The following is a 17309-nucleotide window of genomic DNA, read 5'->3' as shown; positions in this document are numbered from 1 at the left end:
GGTGATTCGGGTGAGGGCACGACGTCTGCCGGGAATGGCAGCTCTCGTCACGGCCGGCGTGGTCGTCCTGACCGGCTTCGGAGCGGGACCCGCCTCCGCCGCCCCCACCGGGGCGCCGGCGATCACCACCCCGGCGATCACCGCCCCGGCCGGGACCGCCACGACGGTCAAGGCGCCGCGCAAGACGCTGAAGCTGGGCGCGAAGGGCGAGGCCGTCGCGTGGCTCCAGCGCCGCCTGGCCGAGCTGGGCTACCAGCCGGGCAGGGCCGACGGCCGGTACGGCGGGACCACGCTGACGGCCGTGTGGGCGTTCCAGAAGGTCAACGGCATCGCCCCGACCAGCACTGTGGCCTCGCGCACCTGGACGGCCCTGGAGAGTCCCAGGGCGCCCAGGGTCCTCGTCCCGAAGGGGAAGCCGACCCGCGCCGAGGTCGACCTCACGAAGCAGATCATGGTCCTGTACGTGGCCGGGCAGCCCAAGCTGATCACCCACATCTCGTCGGGCAGCGGCATCGCCTACTGCGAGACCGCGGTGTGGCAGGGCAAGAAGCAGCGCTTCTGCGGCTCGGCCCGCACGCCCACGGGCGACTACAAGACCACCTGGCGCAAGTCCGGCTGGCACACCTCGTACCTGGGCCGGCTGTACAACCCGATCTTCTTCAACGGCGGCATCGCGTTCCACGGGGCGCTGTCGGTGCCGCTGGCCCCGGCCTCGCACGGATGCGTGCGGATGCCGATGAACGTGGCCGAGGTGCTGCCCGGGATGCTCGGCACGGGCGTGCCGGTGCACGTGCGGGGCGCGTTCCGGCGCGGCTGAGCACGGGCCCGGCCGCGCCGGATCTCAGGGGGCCGGGACGGGCGTCTCCAGCGCGCGCCAGAGCGCCTCGGGCACGTCCCGTTCCAGGTCCCGCAGGTTGGCGGTGACCTGGGCCGGCTCGTGCGCCCCCACCAGCACCGAGCGGACCGCCGGGTGCCGGAACGGGAACTGCAGGGCGGCGGCCGTCAGCGGCACGCCGTGCTCGGCGCAGGCCCGGGCGATGGCGCGGACCTCGCCGGAGGCGTCCGGCGGCGGCGTGACCAGCTCGCCCCGGTGCAGCAGCGCCGCCGCGACGACCGTGATGCCGCGCGCCAGGCACATGGGCAGCAGCTCCTCGAAGGCGGAGCGGCGCAGCAGCGTGCACTGGTTCGCGGCGAGCAGGACGTCGGGGTCGGCGTGGCGGACGAAGTCGAGGAGCATGCCCGACTGGTTCATGCCGACGCCGATGGCCCGCACCACGCCCTGCGCCCGCAGGTCGGCCAGGGCGGGATAGGCCTCGTCCAGCGCCTGCGGCCAGTGCCGGTCGGGGTCGTGGATGTAGAGGACGTCCACCCGGTCGAGGCCGAGCCGCTCCAGCGACTCCTCGACGCTGCGCAGCACGCCGTCGCGGCTGAAGTCCCACTCGACGTGCCGGTCGTCGGGCACCGCGAAGGCGCCGTCGTGGCCCGGGCCGGGCCGGACGAGCCGGCCGACCTTGGTGGACAGGACGAACTCCGAGCGGGGCCGCTCACGCAGCGCGCGTCCCATGCGCCGCTCCGACAGGCCGAGCCCGTAGAAGGGGGCCGTGTCGAAGTAGCGCACGCCCGCCTCCCACGCGGTGTCCACGACCGCGCGGGCCTGCTCGTCGGAGATCGGGCGCAGGTAGTTGCCGAGCGGGCCGCCGCCCAGCCCGGCCCGCGGCAGCGCGAGCGGCGGCGTCATGGCACGGGCTCCAGGTGCAGCCAGGTGGTGACGACCTCCGTGACGGCCTCCAGGTGGTGGTCCTCGCCCGGGTCGACGACGAGCACGTCGCCGGCGGCGAAGCCGGACTCCTCCCCGTCCAGGTGGAGCCGGCCGGCGCCGGAGAGGATGAGGAAGATCTCCGGGTCGGGATGCACGTGCCGGCCCTCGCCGTGGCTCACCTTCCCGGGCGGCAGGGTGGACACGCCGCCGGAGGCGACCCGGTAGCCGGGCAGCGAGACGCCGCCGGCCCACTCGGCGAGGGTGCTCCTACGCATCGACGCCCGCCTCCTTGGCCGCCCGGTCGATGGCGGCCAGCTCCTCGCCGGTGAAGTCCAGCCGGTCCACGGCCGCCACGTTGGCCTCCAGCTGCTCGGGGCTGGACGCGCCCACCAGCACGGAGGTGACGCGGGAGTCGCGCAGCGCCCAGGCGAGCGCGAGCTGGGCGACGCTCTGGCCGCGCGCGGCGGCCAGCTCGCCGAGCGCGCGGACGAACGTCAGCACCTCGGGGGTGACCTTGTCGGCCGTCAGGAACCGCCCCTCGGCGGCGCGCGAGTCCGCGGGGATGCCGTCGAGGTAGCGGTCGGTCAGCAGCCCCTGCGCCAGCGGCGAGTACACCACGCAGCCGACGCCCTGCTCCTCCAGCACGCCGAGCAGCGACCGCTCGATGCCGCGGTTGAGCAGTGAGTACGGCGGCTGGTGGACCAGCAGCGGCGTGCCGAGGCCGCGCATCAGCTCGGCGGCCGCGGCCGTGCGCTCGGGGGAGAAGTTGGACACGCCCGCGTACAGGGCGCGGCCGGTGCGGACCATGTGGTCCAGCGTCGCCACCTGCTCCTCCAGCGGCGTCCCGTCGTCGCGGTGGAGGTAGAAGATGTCGACGAAGTCGAGGCGGAGCCGCTCCAGCGACCGGTCGAGCGTGGCCAGCAGGTGCTTGCGGCTGTTGCCCTTGCCGTACGGGCCGTCCCACATCGGGTTGCTGCCCTTGGTGGTGACGACGATCTCGTCGCGCAGCCCGCGCAGGTCCCGCCGGAGGATCTCGCCGAACGTCGACTCGGCGGCACCCAGCGGCGGGCCGTACCTGTCGGCGATGTCGAAGTGGGTGATGCCCAGGTCGAGGGCCTTGCGGATGATGGCCCGCTGCCCGTCGAGGGCCCTGCCGTCACCGAAGTTGTGCCACAGGCCGAGGGAGACGGCCGGGAGCAGCAGACCGCTGCGGCCGCAGCGGCGGTACGGCTGGCGTTCGTGGTTCAAGACTCACCTTCCCGCGATGCCGGTCAGCGTGACGCCCCTGATGAACGTCTTCTGAGCGACGAAGAACAGGACGACGATGGGCAGCATCGCGACGATCGCCACCGCCATCATCTGGTTGTACTGCGTGGCGTACTGCCCCGAGAACATCGCCAGTCCCAGCGGGATGGTGAACTTCTCGGTGGTCCGCAGGTAGATCACCGACTCAAGGTACTGGTTCCAGTTCCCGACGAACGAGAACAGCATGATGGCGGCCAGCGCCGGCTTCGACAGCGGCAGCATGACCTTCCACAGGATGCGCCACTCGCCCGCGCCGTCGATGCGGGCCGCGTCGATGAGCTCCTGCGGGATCGTGGTGAAGAACTGGCGCAGCAGGAAGATGTACAGGGCCACGCCGAAGAACTCGGGCACGATCAGCGGCAGGTACGTGTCCACCCAGCCCAGCTTGGCGAACAGGATGTACTTCGGCACGAGCGTGATCTCCCGCGGGATCATCATCGTGCCCAGCATGAGCGCGAACAGGAACGACCCCAGCCGCGCCCGCATCCGGGCGAAGGCGTAGGCGGGAAGGACGCAGGAGATCAGGTTGCCGGCCATCGACAGGGCCGTGACGACGACGCTGTTGACGAGGAACCGGGTGAACGGCAGGCTGCCGGTCCAGCCCTTGAGGTAGTTGTCCCAGTTGAAGGCGTCGGGCAGGAACTGCGGCGGGAACGCCAGGTTCGCCGCGTCCGACTTCAGGGACGTCGTGACCATCCACAGGAACGGCAGCAGGAACACGCCGGTGGCGGCGACGAGCAGCACGTACGCGCCCGCGCGCCGGGTACGCCTGATCCGCTCGGCCTGCTGGGCCGTCATGGGCCGCCCGGCGGCGCGGCGCCGGGCCGTGGGGTGCTCGACAGTGGTGTGCATGGGCCTCACCCGGCGAACTCGTAGTGGACCCAGCGCCGGGCCAGCCCGAACTGGATGAGGGTGACCACGATGACGATGAGGAACATCGCCCACGACAACGCGGCGGCGTACCCCATGTCGAAGAACACGAACGCCTGCCGGTAGATGTAGAGGCCGAGCACCATGGTCGCGTTGGCGGGGCCGCCCTCGGTCATGATGAGGATCAGCGTGTACGCCTGGATGCTGGCGATGAAGCCCGTGACGACGTTGAAGAAGATGACCGGCGACATCATCGGCACGGTGACGCTCCAGAACCTCCGCCACCAGCCGGCGCCGTCGATCTCGGCGGCCTCGTACAGCGTGGTCGGGATGCCCTGGAGGCCGGCCAGGTAGATGACGATGGTGTTGCCCGCTCCCCAGACGCTCATGAGGATCAGCGCCGGCATGGCCCACTCGGTGGAGCCGAGCCACGGCGGGCCCTCGACGCCGACCAGGGCGAGCAGTTTGTTGATCAGCCCGTAGTCGGGGTGCAGGATGTTCAGCCACAGCAGGGCCGTGGCCACCCCCGACACCACCGACGGCAGGTACATCACGGTCCGGAACAGGCCCTGGAACCGCAGCGGCTGGTTGAGCAGCAGCGCCAGCCCGAAGGTGAACAGCACGCCGAGCGACACGGCGCCCACGCCGTAGTAGAAGGTGTTGCCGACGGCGTCCCAGAACTCCGGGTCGGCGGCCATCTTCCGGTAGTTGGCCAGGCCCGCCCAGGTGGGGCTGCTCAGCAGGTTCCAGTCGGTGAAGCTGATCGCGATCGAGGCGATGATCGGCCCGCCGCCGAACAGCACGAAGCCGATCAGCCAGGGCGAGACGAACAGGTGGAAGCGCCGTGCCTCGCGGCGCGCCAGGGAGGAGCGGGCGCGCCGCGAGCGCCGGGCGGCGACGGCACTCATGCGATCTTGTTCTCCGCCAGCAGCGGAGTGACCTTCTCGGTGATCTCCTTGAGTCCGCTCGCCAGGTCCGTCTTGCCGATCATGACGCGCTCCCAGATGGGCTTGGCCGTCTCGACGATCTTCTTGTTGGCGGGCAGCTTGAGCACGCCGTCGCTGGTGCCGTACTCCTTCATGGCGTTCTTGACGACCTCGACGACGTCCTTGGGGATGCCGAGCGCCTCGGCGTTCGGCTCCCAGGCCGACTGACGGGCGGGAGCGCTGATGCGGCGGAACTGCTGGCCGGTGGCCGACAGGTACTCGTTGAGGTAGATCCAGGCGGCGTCCTTCTGCTGCGACTTGGCGTACATCGCGAGGGCGCTGCCGATGACCGGGGTGAAGCGGCCGTTGGGGCCCTTCGGGATGGGCACCGCGCCCCACCGGAACGCCTTCTGCTTGGCCAGCTCGGTCAGGCTCCAGGCGCCGTTGATGGACATCGCGGCGTGGCCCACCTTGAACGGCTCGACCTTCTCCAGCACCTGGTTCAGCTCGGCGAGGCTGGGCACGGCCTTGTCCTTGAGCAGGTCCAGCCACATGCCCATGACCTTCTGGGCGGCCGGCTCGGCGATCAGGCAGGCCGATTCGTCCTCGTTGAGGAAGCGCCCGCCGTACTGGGCCAGGCAGCGCGGCGTGATGTCCGGCTCGGGCAACAGCATCGGGGTGAGGCCGTAGATCTTCTCGGCGCCGGTGCCGCTGGTGAGCTTGCGCGCCACCTCCATCATCTTCTCGACCGTCCACGACTCGTCCGGGTACTTCTCACCGGCCTTGTCGAAGATGTCCTTGTTGAAGTAGAGGAGCTTGGGGGCCATGTCGGTGGGCAGGCCGTACAGCTTGCCGTCGCGCTCGTAGAAGCCGAGCGCCTTGACCGGCAGGTCGTCCTTGTCGAACGCGGGCGTCCTGGCGATGTAGGGGTCGAGCGGCTCGAAGACGTCGTTGGCGATGAAGTTCTGCGCCCAGCTGTAGTGCGTGTAGATGACGTCCGGCATGGAGCCGCCGGCCGCCTGCGCCATGTACTTGGTGAGGTAGGCGTCGAACGGCGAGGTCTCACGCTTGATCTCGATGTTCGGGTGCCGCTTGTTGAAGAAGAAGTCGAACTGGGCGTTGCGCACCTCGGCGATGACGTCCGCGGTGATGGCGACCGTGATGGTCACCTTGGACGCCGGGTCGGGGACGTCCGTCTTCGGCCAGGTCAGCGAGTTGTTGAGCTGCTCGGCCTCCTCGTACGGCCAGGTGTCGTTGCCGGGGCGGTCCGGGTCCAGCGTGGGCACACCCGACTTCGTCGGTGCGGCGGCCTGCCGCTGCTGCCGCGTGTCGCCCGCGCAGGCGGAGAGCACGGGCACGGCCGCTGCCGCCACCGCGAGGGACAGCAGCTGGCGACGGTTCATCTCCATGGGGGTGGGCCTTTCAGAGGAAGAGCTCGATCACCGGCACCGCCACGTCCGGGCGCTGGACCGGGAGCTGCAGGGTCAGGGTGCCGGGCGGCAGCGCGCCCAGCCTGGTGTGCCCGCTGTCCCGCGCCGGGTCCGGGATCAGGGTCCGGATCTCCGAGGCGTCGTGGAGGAGCTGCGCGTAGCGCACGCGGGGGCCGTCCGGCCCGGCCAGCCCCGGCAGGTGCAGGTGCCGGTACGGCCAGGCGAACAGGTGCACGTAGAGCCGGTCGCCGCGCTGGGTGTACCGGCAGTCCGGCGGCGCCTCGAACGTGCTGGGGCCGGCGCCGTAGAGGGAGCGGCCGTGCAGCCGCGTCCACTCCCCGATGCCGCGCAGCGTCTCCAGCGAGCGCGGGTCGAACGCGCCGCGCCCGTTCGGGCCGACGTTGAGCAGCAGGTTGCCGTCCTTGGAGACGGTGTCGACGAGCATGCGCACGAGCAGGTCGACGGGCTTGTGGTCGAGGTTGTCCCGGTCGTAGCCCCAGCTGCCGTTGAGCGTCTGGCACGCCTCCCACACCTGCGCGGGGGGCGCGGTCGGCTGGTACTGCTCCGGCGTGGTGAAGTCGCCGGGGATCTCCAGCCGGTCGTTGATCAGGATGTCGGGCTGGAGCTTGCGGACGAGCGCGGCCAGCTCCTCGGACCTCCAGTCGGCCGCGCCCTTGCCGCCGGGGGTGGGCCTGCCGTTCACCACTCTCTTGGCGTACGAGAAGTCGAACCACATCGTGTCGATGCGGCCGTAGCGGGTCAGCAGCTCTTCGACCTGGCCATGCAAATAGGCCTGATATTCCTCGATATTTCGGTCGGCGTTGGACACATCTTCGGACCATGAAGGATGGATGCCGTCGATCGGGAACTGGGGGTGGTGCCAGTCGATGAGCGAGTGGTAGAAGCCCACCCCGAGCCCGCGGCCCCGGAAGGCGTCGACGATCGGGCCGACGAGGTCCCTGCCGTACGGCGTGCCCGCCACCGAGTAGTCCGTGAGCGCCGAGGGCCACAGGCAGAAGCCGTCGTGGTGCTTGGTCGTCAGCACCATGTACCTCATCCCCGCCCCGGCGGCGGCGTCGGCCCAGGCGTCCGGGTCGAACAGGTCGGGGTCGAAATGGTCGAAGTAGCGCTGGTACTGCTCGTCGGTGAGGCGCTCGCGCTGCTTGACCCACTCGTGGCGGGCGGCGAGCGCGTACAGCCCCCAATGGATGAACAACCCGAACCGTTGCTCCCGGAACTCGGCCAACCGAGCGGGAGAGGTCCGATGACTGGCCGGGTTGGAGGGGTCGTCTTCGCCGAGTCCGTGGGGCATGGCCGTACCGTAGACCTGGTAATTAACTTCGTCAAGAATTGAATCGAAAGCGCTTGCAACCTAAGCTCAGGCCCACTGTGAGGAGCGCCGTGGGCCGAAGCTCGGGTGTCACGACCGGCCTGGCGGGCCGAGGGCGAGCGTCGCTCACTCCTCCTATCTCTTTGCGGAGGGCCTAGTGCCGAAGTGGACGCTCAAGGACGACGACATCGAGGTGGCGGTGGCGCTGTCCGCCGCCGGCGAGCTGACGCTGGAGGTCCGCCACGCCGGGCGCGTCGTGGTGGAGCCGTCCCGGCTCGGCCTGCGGGCCGCCCACGCCGACCTCACCGAGGGCCTGCTGTTCGGCGGGCTGACGGCGCGGCGGGTCGAGGAGTCGTACACCACGGTGACCGGCAAGCGGCGCGCGCACCACTACGCCGCCCGGGATTGGACGCTGACGTTCACCAGGGCGGGCGAGCGGCTCGACCTGCTGGTGCGCATCGGGGGCGGTGGTGTCGCCTACCGGTACGCGGTGCCGTGGAGCGGGCCGGTGACCGTGTGCGAGGAGATCTCCGAGTACGTCGTGCCGGCGCACGCGCGGGCCGTCCTGCTGCCCTACGAGAACGGGCGCAGTGACTACGAGGAGATCCACCGCCACACCACCGCGGGGGAGGCCGAGCGGATCCTCTACGGCTACCCGTCGCTGTTCCAGGTGGACGGCACGTGGCTGCTGCTCACCGAGTCCGATCTCGACAGCGGTTACGCCGGCTCGCGGCTGCGCTTCGACGGCCGCGCCTACCGGCTCGACCTGCCCGACCCGTACGTCACCGCCGCCAGCCCGCTCGTCACCCCGTGGCGCGCCATGGTCGTCGGCGACCTCGCCGCCGTCGTCGAGAGCGACCTCGTCACCAGCCTCGCCGCGCCCTCCCGGATCGAGGACACCTCCTGGATCAGGCCCGGCGCCGCCGCCTGGTCGTGGTGGTCCGACCCGCCCTCCACGCGCGACCCGGAGGAGCAGCGCCGCTGGGTGGACTTCGCCGCCGAGAACGGCTGGCCGTACGTGCTGGCCGACGCCGGCTGGCACAAGGACTGGATGCCCGAGCTCATCGCGTACGCCCGGGACCGGAACGTCGGTGTCTGGCTCTGGTCGCACTGGCAGCACGTCGACACCGAGCTGGAGCACCGCGAGAAGCTCGCCCTCTGGAAGGAGTGGGGCGCCGTCGGTGTGAAGATCGACTTCACCGAGTCCGACGGGCAGGACCGGATGCGCTGGTTCGACTCCATCCTCGCCGCCACCGCCCGGCTGCGGCTCATGGTCGTCTTCCACGGGGGTACGATCCCGCGCGGCACCGAGCGCACCTGGCCGCAGTTCATGACCGCCGAGGCCGTCAAGGGCGCCGAGTGGATCAAGCCCAAGCCCGGCAAGCGGCCGCTCTACCCGGCCACCCACTACCTGTCGCTCGCGTTCACCCGCAACGTGCAGGGACCCATGGACTTCACGCCCTGCACGTTCACCGCGGTCCGCGACATCTCCGCCGGGTTCGAGCTGGCGCTGTCGGTGATCTTCGAGTCGGGGGTCCAGCACTTCGCCGACGGCATCGACTCCTACCGGCGGCGGCCCGAGGCCCTGCGCCTGCTGTCGGAGGTGCCCGTCGCGTGGGACGAGACCCGGCTGGTCAGCGGCGACCCCGCCGACCACGTGGTGCTCGCCCGCCGCAGCGGAGCGGAGTGGTACGTCGGCGCGGGCACCGCCGGCGAACCACGCACGATCACCGTGCCGCTCACCTTCCTGGACGAGACCGCCGGGGACGAGACCGCCGGGGACGAGACCGCCGGGGACGAGACCGCCGGGGAGCAGACCGTCGGGGACCAGACCGCCGGGGGGCAGACCGCCGGGAGACAGGGGGAGTGGACGGCCGAGATCTGGCGCGACGCGCCCGGCGACCAGGGCGTCCGGCCGGAGCCGCCGGACGACCGGATCGTCACCGAGACCGTGACCGTCACCGCCGGGGGCAAGCTCGACCTGCCGGTCGCGCGCAACGGGGGATTCACCGTCCGCCTGCGCCGTTAGGCGCCCGACCGCGGGGCCGCCCCGGCGACCCGCCGGCTCCTCCGGGACGCCCCGCCGAACCACCGGTACCACCGGCCCGGTCCCGCCGGGCCGGCCACCCCTCACCGCCGTGGGAGATCTCATGATCAAGCGCTTCACCGGTGCGCTCGCCGTGCTCGCCCTGACCTGCGCGGCCCTACCCACCGCCCCCGCCACCGCGTCCGCCACCGCAGCCGGCACCGCAGCCGCGGCGGCCCCCGTGTGGACGCTCCGCTGGAGCCCCACCGCGCCGGGCGACAGCCCCTCCGAGGCCTTCGAGGGCCTGGAGGACGACCGCTCCGGCTCGCACCCCGGCGTCACCCACATCTACACCTCGGGCGACTCCTACCGCTTCGACATGCACACCCAGGACCGCGACGGCGACGACCGCCAGCGCAACGAGGCCAAGGGCATGCGCACCGGCGGCAGCTCGTACCTGAAGATCCTGGAGAACCAGACCTGGCGGATCAGCTACCAGCTGTACATCCCCACCTCGCTGGACGCCACGACCGGCTTCACCCACATCGCGCAGATGAAGGTGCCCGGGTCCGGGGCGCCGCTCTACACGATGTCGCTGCCCGTCTCGGGTGGCACCCCCAAGATCAACGTCCGTTACTGGGACGAGTCGGAGCAGACCCACGAGGTCGGCAACACGAACCTGAACCCGATCCAGGGCAAGTGGCTGGACACCACCTTCGAGTTCAAGGCCTCCGACGACGGCTACCTGCGCTGGACCCTCAAGGACGGGTCCACCACGCTCGTCGACAAGCGCCTGGACGACACCGACCTGTGGCGCGGCGACGACGAGTACCTGCGGCCCAAGTGGGGGATCTACCGCAGCATCAACAGCTCCGGCCTGCAGAACACCTATCTGCTGGTCCGGCGCCTCCAGGCCCACCAGCTCACCGGCGACGACGGCGGCTCCTCCGCCGGCTCGTACGAGGCCGAGCAGGGCACGATGGCCGGCACCGCCCGCTCCACCTCCTGCTCCGGCTGCTCCGGCGGCACCAAGGTGGGCCGGCTCGGCGCCGGCTCCGGCAACCACGTGACCATCAACGCCCGGGCCGCCTCCGCCGGCACCCGGCAGCTGACCGTCCACGGCCTGGTCGACGGCACCCGCAGCTTCCAGGTCAGCGTCAACGGCGGCTCGCCCGTCACCCTCTCGCTGACCGGCACGAGCTGGTCCACCCCCGTGACGGCGACGATCCCCGTCCAGCTCGCCGCGGGGGCCAACACCATCCGCTTCACCAACGACAGCGCCAGCGCGCCCGACCTCGACAAGGTGACCCTTCAGTGACAAAGCGACACGGCCTGCGGCTGGCCGGGGTTCTGTCCGCGATCGCGTTGATCGCGGCGGCCACCCCGGCGGCCGCGGCCGCCCCCTCTCCCTCTTCCTCTCCCACGGTCTCGACCGAGGCCGATACCAGGACTGGGACCGGGACCGCCCGGCCCCAGCGCTGGGAGCAGCGCTGGAGTCCCAGCCCGTCCCGGGACGGCCTCAAGGCGTTCGAGGCGCTGGAGGACGACCGGCGCGGCTCCCACCCCGAAGGTCAGCCGCACGTCTACGTGCAGCGCGACGCCTGGCGCTTCGACTCGCACCTGGAGGACCGCGACGGCTCCGACCGCATGCGCAACGAGATGCGCGGCATGCGCGACCACGACGGCCGGCCGCTGGAGATCCGCGAGGACGAGGTCTGGCGGATCACCTATCAGATGTACATCCCGGACACCCTCGACGCGACCACGAGCTTCAGCCACATCTGGCAGCTCAAGTTCTCCGACGTGGGCACCCCGGTGGCGCAGATCTCGCTGCCCGTCGTGAACGGCGTGCAGAAGATCCAGGCCCGCTACTGGACCCGGGACGACCAGGCCCACGAGGTCGCCTCGGCCGACCTGGAGCCCCTCCAGAACCGGTGGATCACCACCACGCTGGAGCTCAAGGCCGGCCACCAGGGCTACCTGCGCTGGGTGCTCCAGGACGGCCGGCGGACGGTCGCCGACCAGCGGGCCGACGGCATCGACCTGTGGTGGACCCGGGAGCAGTACGGGCGGCCCAAGTGGGGGATCTACCGCAGCATCAAGAGCGCCGGACTGCAGGAGACGTACCTGCTGGTGCGCGACCTGAAGGCGTGGCAGCTCGGCCCGGCGACGCCGCCGGTCACCCTGCCGGCCCCCGACCGGAGCCCCGGCGCGTACGAGGCCGAGCGGCCCGGCAACGTCTGGGAGGGCGCGGCCGAGCCCGCCTACTGCGCCGTCTGCTCCGGCGGGCGCAAGGTGCTGCTCATCGGCGGCAACATCTACGACTACGCCGTGGTCAAGGGGGTGCTGGCCGACACGGCCGGGGTCCGGCAGATGACGGTGCACGCGCTGGTGGACGGCTCCCAGTCGTTCCGGGTCAGCGTCAACGGGGCCGACTCGTTCGAGGTGCCGATGACCGGCGCCAAGGACACGGTCACCACCACGACGGTGCCGGTGACCCTGGTGGCCGGGGTGAACACCATCCGGTTCTTCCACCACACCGCCCGCGCCCCCGAGCTCGACAAGATCGTCATCAGGTAGGACGGTCACGGCCCGCGCCACCGCGTCCGCCCGGCGCGGGCCGTGACCTAGCCCGTCGCCCCGAGTCGTACGGGGAGCCGGGCGTCCACCTCGATCTCGATGCGCATGCGCGGGTCGGCCAGCCCGCAGACGAGCATGGTCGCGGCCGGCCGCACCTCGCCGAAGCACTCCCGCAGGACCGGCCAGCACGGCTCGAAGTCCTCGCGCTCCGGCAGCAGGTAACGCACCCGCACGACGTCGGCGAACGTGCAGCCCGCCTCGGCCAGCGCCGCCCCGATGTTGCGCAGGCACTGCCGCGCCTGCTCCACCACGTCCTCGGAGATGGTCATGGCCGCGTAGTCGAACCCGGTGGTGCCGGACACGTGCACCCGGTCGCCGTCCACCACCGCGCGGGCGTACCCGATGCGCTCCTCGAAGACGGACCCACTCATGATCGCGCGTCGCTCTGTCACGTCTGAGAACCGTAGGCCACCAGCGGAGATACGTCCAAGACGACTTCTTGTATGATGTGATATCCCTGCGCGTATGGACCGGCCCGAGCTCGCGCTGCACCAGCTCCACGCCTTCGCCGTGCTGGCCGAGGAGCTGCACTTCGGTCGGGCGGCCGAACGGCTCGGCATCGCGCAGCCGCCGCTCAGCCAGCAGATCCGGCGGCTGGAGCGCAGGGTCGGTCATGCGCTGTTCGACCGGGGGCCCGGCGGCGTCACGCTGACGCCCGCCGGGCACGAGCTGCTGCCGTCCGCCCGGCGCGCCCTCGGCGAGATCGCCGGCGGCCTGGACGCGGCCCGCCGCGCCGGCAGGGGAGAGACGGGCCGCCTCCGGATCGGCTTCGCGGCCTCCCTCGCGCTCACCGTGCTGCCGCGCATCCTGCGGGCGTACCGCGACGGGCATCCGGGCGTGGAGGTGGAGATCCGCGAGATGACCACGGCGCCGCAGGTGGCGGCCCTGCGCGACGGCTCGCTCGACGTGGGGCTGCTGCGCGAGCCGCCCGAGGCGGACGGCCTGGTGGCCGAGCCGATCCTGTCGGAGGGGTTCGTGGCGGTGCTGCCGTCCGGGCATCCCCTGGCCGCCCGGCGAGCCGTGCCGGTGGCGGCGCTGGCGGACGAGCCGTTCGTGCTGCTGCCGCGCGAGGCGGCGCCCACGGTCCACGACCGGATCACGGGGCTGTGCCGTGCGGCGGGCTTCGAGCCGCGGGCCGGGCAGCGCGCGGTGGAGTGGCAGACGGTCTGCGCGCTCGTGGGCGCCGGCCTGGGGGTGTCGCTCGCCCCGGCGAGCGTCCGGGGGATCCGGCTCGCGGGCGTCACGTACCGGGGGATCAGTCCGGGCGGGGCGCGCACGACGGTCGCCGCCTGCCACCGCCGCGACGACCCGAACCCGCTGCTGGCCCGCTTCCTCCACACGGCCCGGGCCCAGGCATAACGCCCGTATAACCAGATCAGGTGACGGCCCGGTTAGCGGGCTTTTGCTGAACTCCCTGCTCTGAGCCCGGGAAACCCCGCGCTCCGAGCAGGGGGAGATCATGCTGTCCACGTCCGTCGCACGTACCGAACGCATCTCGCCGGCCGTCAGGAGGGCGGCCAGGCGACGGAGCAGGTGGCCGGCGTGGGCGCTGGCGGGCGGCTGGGCGGTGCAGGTGCTGCTGCGGCTGTGGCTGTTCCGCTACCACACCGGCCCCGTCGCCAACCCCGACGAGACGGGCTACCTGGTCGCGGCCCGCTGGCTCGCCGGCGGCCCCGGGGCGGACTTCTCGCATTCGACGTTCTACCAGGGCGGCTACCCGCTGCTGCTCGTGCCCGCGTACTGGCTGACCTCCGATCCCGTCATGGTCTACCGGCTGGTGGCCGCGATCGGCTCGATGGCGGCGGCCACGGCGTTCCCGCTGGCGTACCTGGTGCTGCGGCGGCTGGCGCTCGGGCGACCGGAGGCGGTGGCGCTGGCGTTCGTGGCGGGGCTGTCTCCGGCGCTGCTGCTGTTCTCGGGGCTGGCGCTGGCGGACGCGGTGCTGCCCACCCTGGTGCTGGGCTGGCTGCTGGCCACGCACGACCTGGCGCGCACCGGCTCCCTCCGGGGCGGGGTGGTGGCGGGCGCGCTGGCGGGGTTCGCGACGGCGGTGCACCTGCGGGGGGCGGTGATCCTGGCCGTGTACGTCCTGACGGTGGCGGCGCTGCTGGTGATCCGCCGGCCCGCGGGAGGGGGCAGGCGGCTCGCGCCGCGGGCCGGGCTCGTCGCGTGGGGCGCCGCCGGGCTGGTCGCGGCGGCGGGGGCGGCGCTCAACGGCAGGCTGGCCTCGGCGGTGTACCCGGGGGGCGCCCGGGACCTGTCCCACCTGCTGCTGTCGCGTCTCACCACCCTCGACGGCCAGGCGTGGGCGCTCTCGGGGGCCGCCGGCCAGCTCTGGTACCTGATCGTCGGCACCTGGGGCCTGGCGGGCCTCGGCCTGGCCGCGGCGGTCTTCCACCTGTTAGGGCGGGGCGGCCCGCCCGCCCGCCGCGTCCTGGCGGGCACGCTGCTGGCGGCCACCCTGGGAGTGGCGTACGCGTCCTCGGCGGCGCTGCCGGACGAGCACCGGGTGGGCAACTACGCCTACGGCCGGTACCTGGCGTGCGTCGCGGTGGTGTGGACGCTGGCAGGCCTGGCCGTCCTGGCGCGGACGGTCCGCGCCGCCGCCCGCCGCCGCACCGTGCCGGGGGTGCGGGCCGGCCGGGTGGTGGCGGTGCACGCGGGCGCGGCCGCCGCGCTCATGGCCGTGAGCGGGGGAGTGGCGGCCTGGTACGCGGGTGACCGTCTCCGGCGGTACGCGTTCATCGCGTTCGACTTCCCGGAGGTCTCGTTCCTCAGCCGTACCTGGGACTCCCTCGACATGGCGCGGGCCTCGGCGGCGGCCCTGGGCCTGCTGGCATGCCTGGTCCTTGCCGCGCTGTGCGCCGGTGGCCGGGTCCGGGGGCGGTGGCGGACGGCGCCGCTCGTGGTCGTGCTGGCCGCCGTGAACGTCGCCTTCGCCGCCGGCCTCGCCCCCCGGGCCGCGCCGCCCGCCGGCCCCGACTGGCTGCCCGCGCCGCCGCCTCCCGGCAGGGTGGCCCTGGACAGCCGGGTGCAGTGGAACGTCTGGGTGCCCCTGACGTACCGGGTGTGGTGGACCCGGCTGGAGTCGTACGACGGAGCCCGCCAGGACCCGCCCGCCGGCGCCTGCACGGCCGTGGTGCCCCCCGACGCGGGCGCCCCTCCGGAAGGCTGGACCGCCACGGGCCTGGGCGGGACACGCCAGGGCTGGACGAGCTGGTCCGGCCCCGGCTGCCCACGGGGCGTCAGTCCGGGCGGGTCAGCGTCAGGAGCCCGCCCGTGGGCACCGTGAGCTCGTGCGTCCCGGCCGCCAGCTCCACCGTCCGCTCGCTCACCACGCGCCCCCGGCAGTCCCGCACCACGGCGCCCGCCGCGCCCCCGGCGTCCGTCACGCGGAGCAGCACGTCGGGCGAGTCGTCCGCGTTGGCCAGCAGCAGCGTGCCCCTCTCCGGCACCTCCACGGGCAGCGGCGCGTAGCGGGCGGTGACGACCACGCCGTCGCCCCGCGCCGTGACCTGCGGATACATCAGGTCCGGCCGGGCCGGCTCGAACGAGCCCTCCTGCAGCACGTCCGCGTGCCGCCTGACGAACCCGAGCCAGAAGCGCAGCACGTCGAGCTGCTCCGGCGTCTGCGCCGTGAGGTCCACGGAGATCTGCGGCACCGCGAACAGCGTGTTGACGAGCTGCGCCGCGACCCGCTCCGGCGACTCCGACGGGTGCCACATCATCATGTCCGCGTGGACGGCCAGCGGCCCGGCGATCAGCCTCAGGTCCACGGTGCGCTGCCGGTTGTGGGCGGGGCTGAGCGGGCAGTCGGAGGCGCGCACCATCGTCGCGTACGGCCACAGTCCCGGGCTCACGTACGGTTGGCGCAGCTCCACGAGGCAGTCGCGCGGCAGCATGGCCAGCAGCCTGCGCACCCCTTCGTTGACCGTCGCGCAGTCGGCGCCCGGCGCCGGCTCGGGCGGGTCCTCCACGGCGAACTGGTCGATGAAGTCGATCTTCAGCCCGTCGACGCCCCACTCCTCGACCGCCCGGGTCAGGTGCCCGGCCAGCAGCTCGCGCACGTACGGGTGGCGCGGGTCGACGACGGCCGCGTCCATGTGCTCCTTGTAGGCCAGCGTGTACGGCTGGACCCGCTCCCACAGCGCGGTGCGCCGCCCCACGAACGGCAGCGCGTACCACAGCAGGTACGCCTGCCCGGAGTCCCGCACCCGGGCGACGTGCCGCGCGAAGTCGGGGAACGCGGCGGGCGACGGCTCCCACTCGCCGGCGTACCCGTAGCCGCGGCCCCGGTCGTCGCTGTGCCAGCCGTCGTCCACGATGACCGCCTCGCAGCCCAGCGCGGCGGAGGCGGCGGCCTGCCGCTCCACCCCTTCGGCGTCCACGTGCTGCTGCATGGCGTACCAGGTGGAGTAGGCGGGCATGCGCGCCGCCCGGGGCACGGGCGCGACGCGGCCGGCGCCCCACCAGGCGGCGACGTCCGCGAGCGTGCGGGCGAAGTGCCGCCCGCTGACGTCCAGCCGCAGCACCACGCCCGCGTCCGGCGAGGCGTCGTGCTCGACCCAGAACCCGAACTCCCCGGTCTCCTCCACGACGCCGGTGCGCGTGCGCACCGGCTTGACGACCTCGCCGGCCGCGTACGTGCACACCGACACGTCGCCGGCGCCGACCAGGCAGCCGACGGGCGCGTTCCGCTCCAGCGCGGCGGTGCGCGGCCGGCGCCAGAACGGCGGCAGCCCCGGGTGCTCGCCCCCGTCGGCCGCCCAGAACGCGGTCACGTCCACGCACGGCAACCGCCAGCCGACCCGTACGGGCGCCGGCCGGTCGGGCACGACCGTGATCTCGGCCACGCCCGTCGGCCCCGGGACGACGGTCCACGAGAGCGAGGCGGCGGCCATGGCGTCCAGCACGATCTCGGCGCCGCCGGCGGCGGTCAGGCCGGTCGGCACACGTTCCTCGCGGATCGGCGCGAACGCCTCGTCGTGGGGCTGCCAGATGCCGGGGGCCAGGGTCACGGTTC

At 72.6% G+C, this 17309-nt stretch carries 15 protein-coding genes; 6 read left to right on the top strand and 9 right to left on the bottom strand.

All coding sequences use genetic code 11. The features are described 5' to 3' along the window. Window positions 1–10: 10 nt before the first annotated feature. Window positions 11–817, top strand: a complete 807-nt coding sequence (locus AB0H64_RS22900) for a L,D-transpeptidase family protein (RefSeq protein ID WP_357627716.1) — start codon at window positions 11–13, stop codon at window positions 815–817. A 24-nt stretch (window positions 818–841) separates the two neighbouring features. On the opposite strand, the gene AB0H64_RS22895 is transcribed toward AB0H64_RS22900, so the two are convergent. The 7 genes from AB0H64_RS22895 to AB0H64_RS22865 are packed head-to-tail and all read right to left on the bottom strand — an operon-like array spanning window position 842 to window position 7602. Next, complete coding sequence (locus AB0H64_RS22895) at window positions 842–1738, bottom strand: aldo/keto reductase (RefSeq protein ID WP_357627713.1); 897 nt, start codon at window positions 1736–1738, stop codon at window positions 842–844. Beyond that, complete coding sequence (locus AB0H64_RS22890; RefSeq protein ID WP_357627710.1) at window positions 1735–2034, bottom strand: cupin domain-containing protein; 300 nt, start codon at window positions 2032–2034, stop codon at window positions 1735–1737. The genes AB0H64_RS22895 and AB0H64_RS22890 overlap by 4 nt, the downstream gene beginning before the upstream one ends. After that, a complete protein-coding gene (locus tag AB0H64_RS22885) occupies window positions 2027–3007 on the bottom strand; it encodes an aldo/keto reductase (protein WP_357627707.1) in 981 nt (326 codons plus the stop codon). The genes AB0H64_RS22890 and AB0H64_RS22885 overlap by 8 nt, the downstream gene beginning before the upstream one ends. A 3-nt stretch (window positions 3008–3010) precedes the next feature. After that, window positions 3011–3916, bottom strand: coding sequence for a carbohydrate ABC transporter permease (locus AB0H64_RS22880; RefSeq protein WP_357627705.1), 906 nt, complete (start codon window positions 3914–3916; stop codon window positions 3011–3013). Between the two features lie 5 nt (window positions 3917–3921). After that, on the bottom strand, window positions 3922–4842 hold the full coding sequence (locus tag AB0H64_RS22875) for a sugar ABC transporter permease (protein ID WP_357627702.1): 921 nt from the start codon (window positions 4840–4842) through the stop codon (window positions 3922–3924). After that, window positions 4839–6263, bottom strand: a complete 1425-nt coding sequence (locus tag AB0H64_RS22870) for a sugar ABC transporter substrate-binding protein (RefSeq protein ID WP_357627700.1) — start codon at window positions 6261–6263, stop codon at window positions 4839–4841. The genes AB0H64_RS22875 and AB0H64_RS22870 overlap by 4 nt, the downstream gene beginning before the upstream one ends. 19 nt (window positions 6264–6282) lie before the next feature. Further along, on the bottom strand, window positions 6283–7602 hold the full coding sequence (locus AB0H64_RS22865; RefSeq protein WP_357627698.1) for an alpha-L-fucosidase: 1320 nt from the start codon (window positions 7600–7602) through the stop codon (window positions 6283–6285). Between the two features lie 175 nt (window positions 7603–7777). On the opposite strand from AB0H64_RS22865, the gene AB0H64_RS22860 reads away from it, so the two are divergent. The 3 genes from AB0H64_RS22860 (at window position 7778) to AB0H64_RS22850 (ending at window position 12226) form a co-directional block, all read left to right on the top strand. After that, window positions 7778–9649, top strand: coding sequence for a glycoside hydrolase family 97 catalytic domain-containing protein (locus tag AB0H64_RS22860; protein WP_357627695.1), 1872 nt, complete (start codon window positions 7778–7780; stop codon window positions 9647–9649). Between the two features lie 121 nt (window positions 9650–9770). Further along, window positions 9771–10964: a CBM35 domain-containing protein gene (locus tag AB0H64_RS22855; RefSeq protein ID WP_357627692.1), complete on the top strand. Its 1194-nt coding sequence runs from the start codon at window positions 9771–9773 to the stop codon at window positions 10962–10964. Then, a complete protein-coding gene (locus AB0H64_RS22850; protein ID WP_357627690.1) occupies window positions 10961–12226 on the top strand; it encodes a hypothetical protein in 1266 nt (421 codons plus the stop codon). The genes AB0H64_RS22855 and AB0H64_RS22850 overlap by 4 nt, the downstream gene beginning before the upstream one ends. A gap of 47 nt (window positions 12227–12273) precedes the next feature. On the opposite strand, the gene AB0H64_RS22845 is transcribed toward AB0H64_RS22850, so the two are convergent. Further along, window positions 12274–12678 carry a RidA family protein gene (locus AB0H64_RS22845; RefSeq protein ID WP_357627689.1) on the bottom strand — a complete coding sequence of 135 codons (405 nt, stop codon included), beginning with the start codon at window positions 12676–12678 and terminating at the stop codon, window positions 12274–12276. 73 nt (window positions 12679–12751) lie between these two features. Here AB0H64_RS22845 and AB0H64_RS22840 point away from each other — a divergent pair, with 73 nt between their 5' ends. After that, complete coding sequence (locus AB0H64_RS22840; RefSeq protein WP_357627686.1) at window positions 12752–13645, top strand: LysR family transcriptional regulator; 894 nt, start codon at window positions 12752–12754, stop codon at window positions 13643–13645. A 100-nt stretch (window positions 13646–13745) separates the two neighbouring features. Next, entirely contained in the window at window positions 13746–15578 is a 1833-nt protein-coding gene (locus AB0H64_RS22835; RefSeq protein WP_357627683.1) for a hypothetical protein, read from the top strand. Here AB0H64_RS22835 and AB0H64_RS22830 read toward each other — a convergent pair. Then, window positions 15532–17304, bottom strand: coding sequence for a glycoside hydrolase family 36 protein (locus AB0H64_RS22830; RefSeq protein WP_357627680.1), 1773 nt, complete (start codon window positions 17302–17304; stop codon window positions 15532–15534). The genes AB0H64_RS22835 and AB0H64_RS22830 overlap by 47 nt on opposite strands. Between the last annotated feature and the right edge of the window lie 5 nt (window positions 17305–17309).

The sequence above is a fragment of the Nonomuraea sp. NPDC050733 genome (genome assembly GCF_040654215.1).
GTDB lineage: Bacteria > Actinomycetota > Actinomycetes > Streptosporangiales > Streptosporangiaceae > Nonomuraea.
Note: the sequence above shows the minus strand (reverse complement) of the source record. Positions and strands in the feature narration are given on the sequence as shown.

Coding starts and splice junctions, on each gene's coding strand:
- AB0H64_RS22875 (WP_357627702.1), bottom strand. CDS start 4,842: ATGAGTGCCGTCGCCGCCCGGCGCTCGCGGCGCGCCCGCTCCTCCCTG.
- AB0H64_RS22855 (WP_357627692.1), top strand. CDS start 9,771: ATGATCAAGCGCTTCACCGGTGCGCTCGCCGTGCTCGCCCTGACCTGC.
- AB0H64_RS22840 (WP_357627686.1), top strand. CDS start 12,752: ATGGACCGGCCCGAGCTCGCGCTGCACCAGCTCCACGCCTTCGCCGTG.
- AB0H64_RS22865 (WP_357627698.1), bottom strand. CDS start 7,602: ATGCCCCACGGACTCGGCGAAGACGACCCCTCCAACCCGGCCAGTCAT.
- AB0H64_RS22895 (WP_357627713.1), bottom strand. CDS start 1,738: ATGACGCCGCCGCTCGCGCTGCCGCGGGCCGGGCTGGGCGGCGGCCCG.
- AB0H64_RS22870 (WP_357627700.1), bottom strand. CDS start 6,263: ATGAACCGTCGCCAGCTGCTGTCCCTCGCGGTGGCGGCAGCGGCCGTG.
- AB0H64_RS22880 (WP_357627705.1), bottom strand. CDS start 3,916: ATGCACACCACTGTCGAGCACCCCACGGCCCGGCGCCGCGCCGCCGGG.
- AB0H64_RS22890 (WP_357627710.1), bottom strand. CDS start 2,034: ATGCGTAGGAGCACCCTCGCCGAGTGGGCCGGCGGCGTCTCGCTGCCC.
- AB0H64_RS22835 (WP_357627683.1), top strand. CDS start 13,746: ATGCTGTCCACGTCCGTCGCACGTACCGAACGCATCTCGCCGGCCGTC.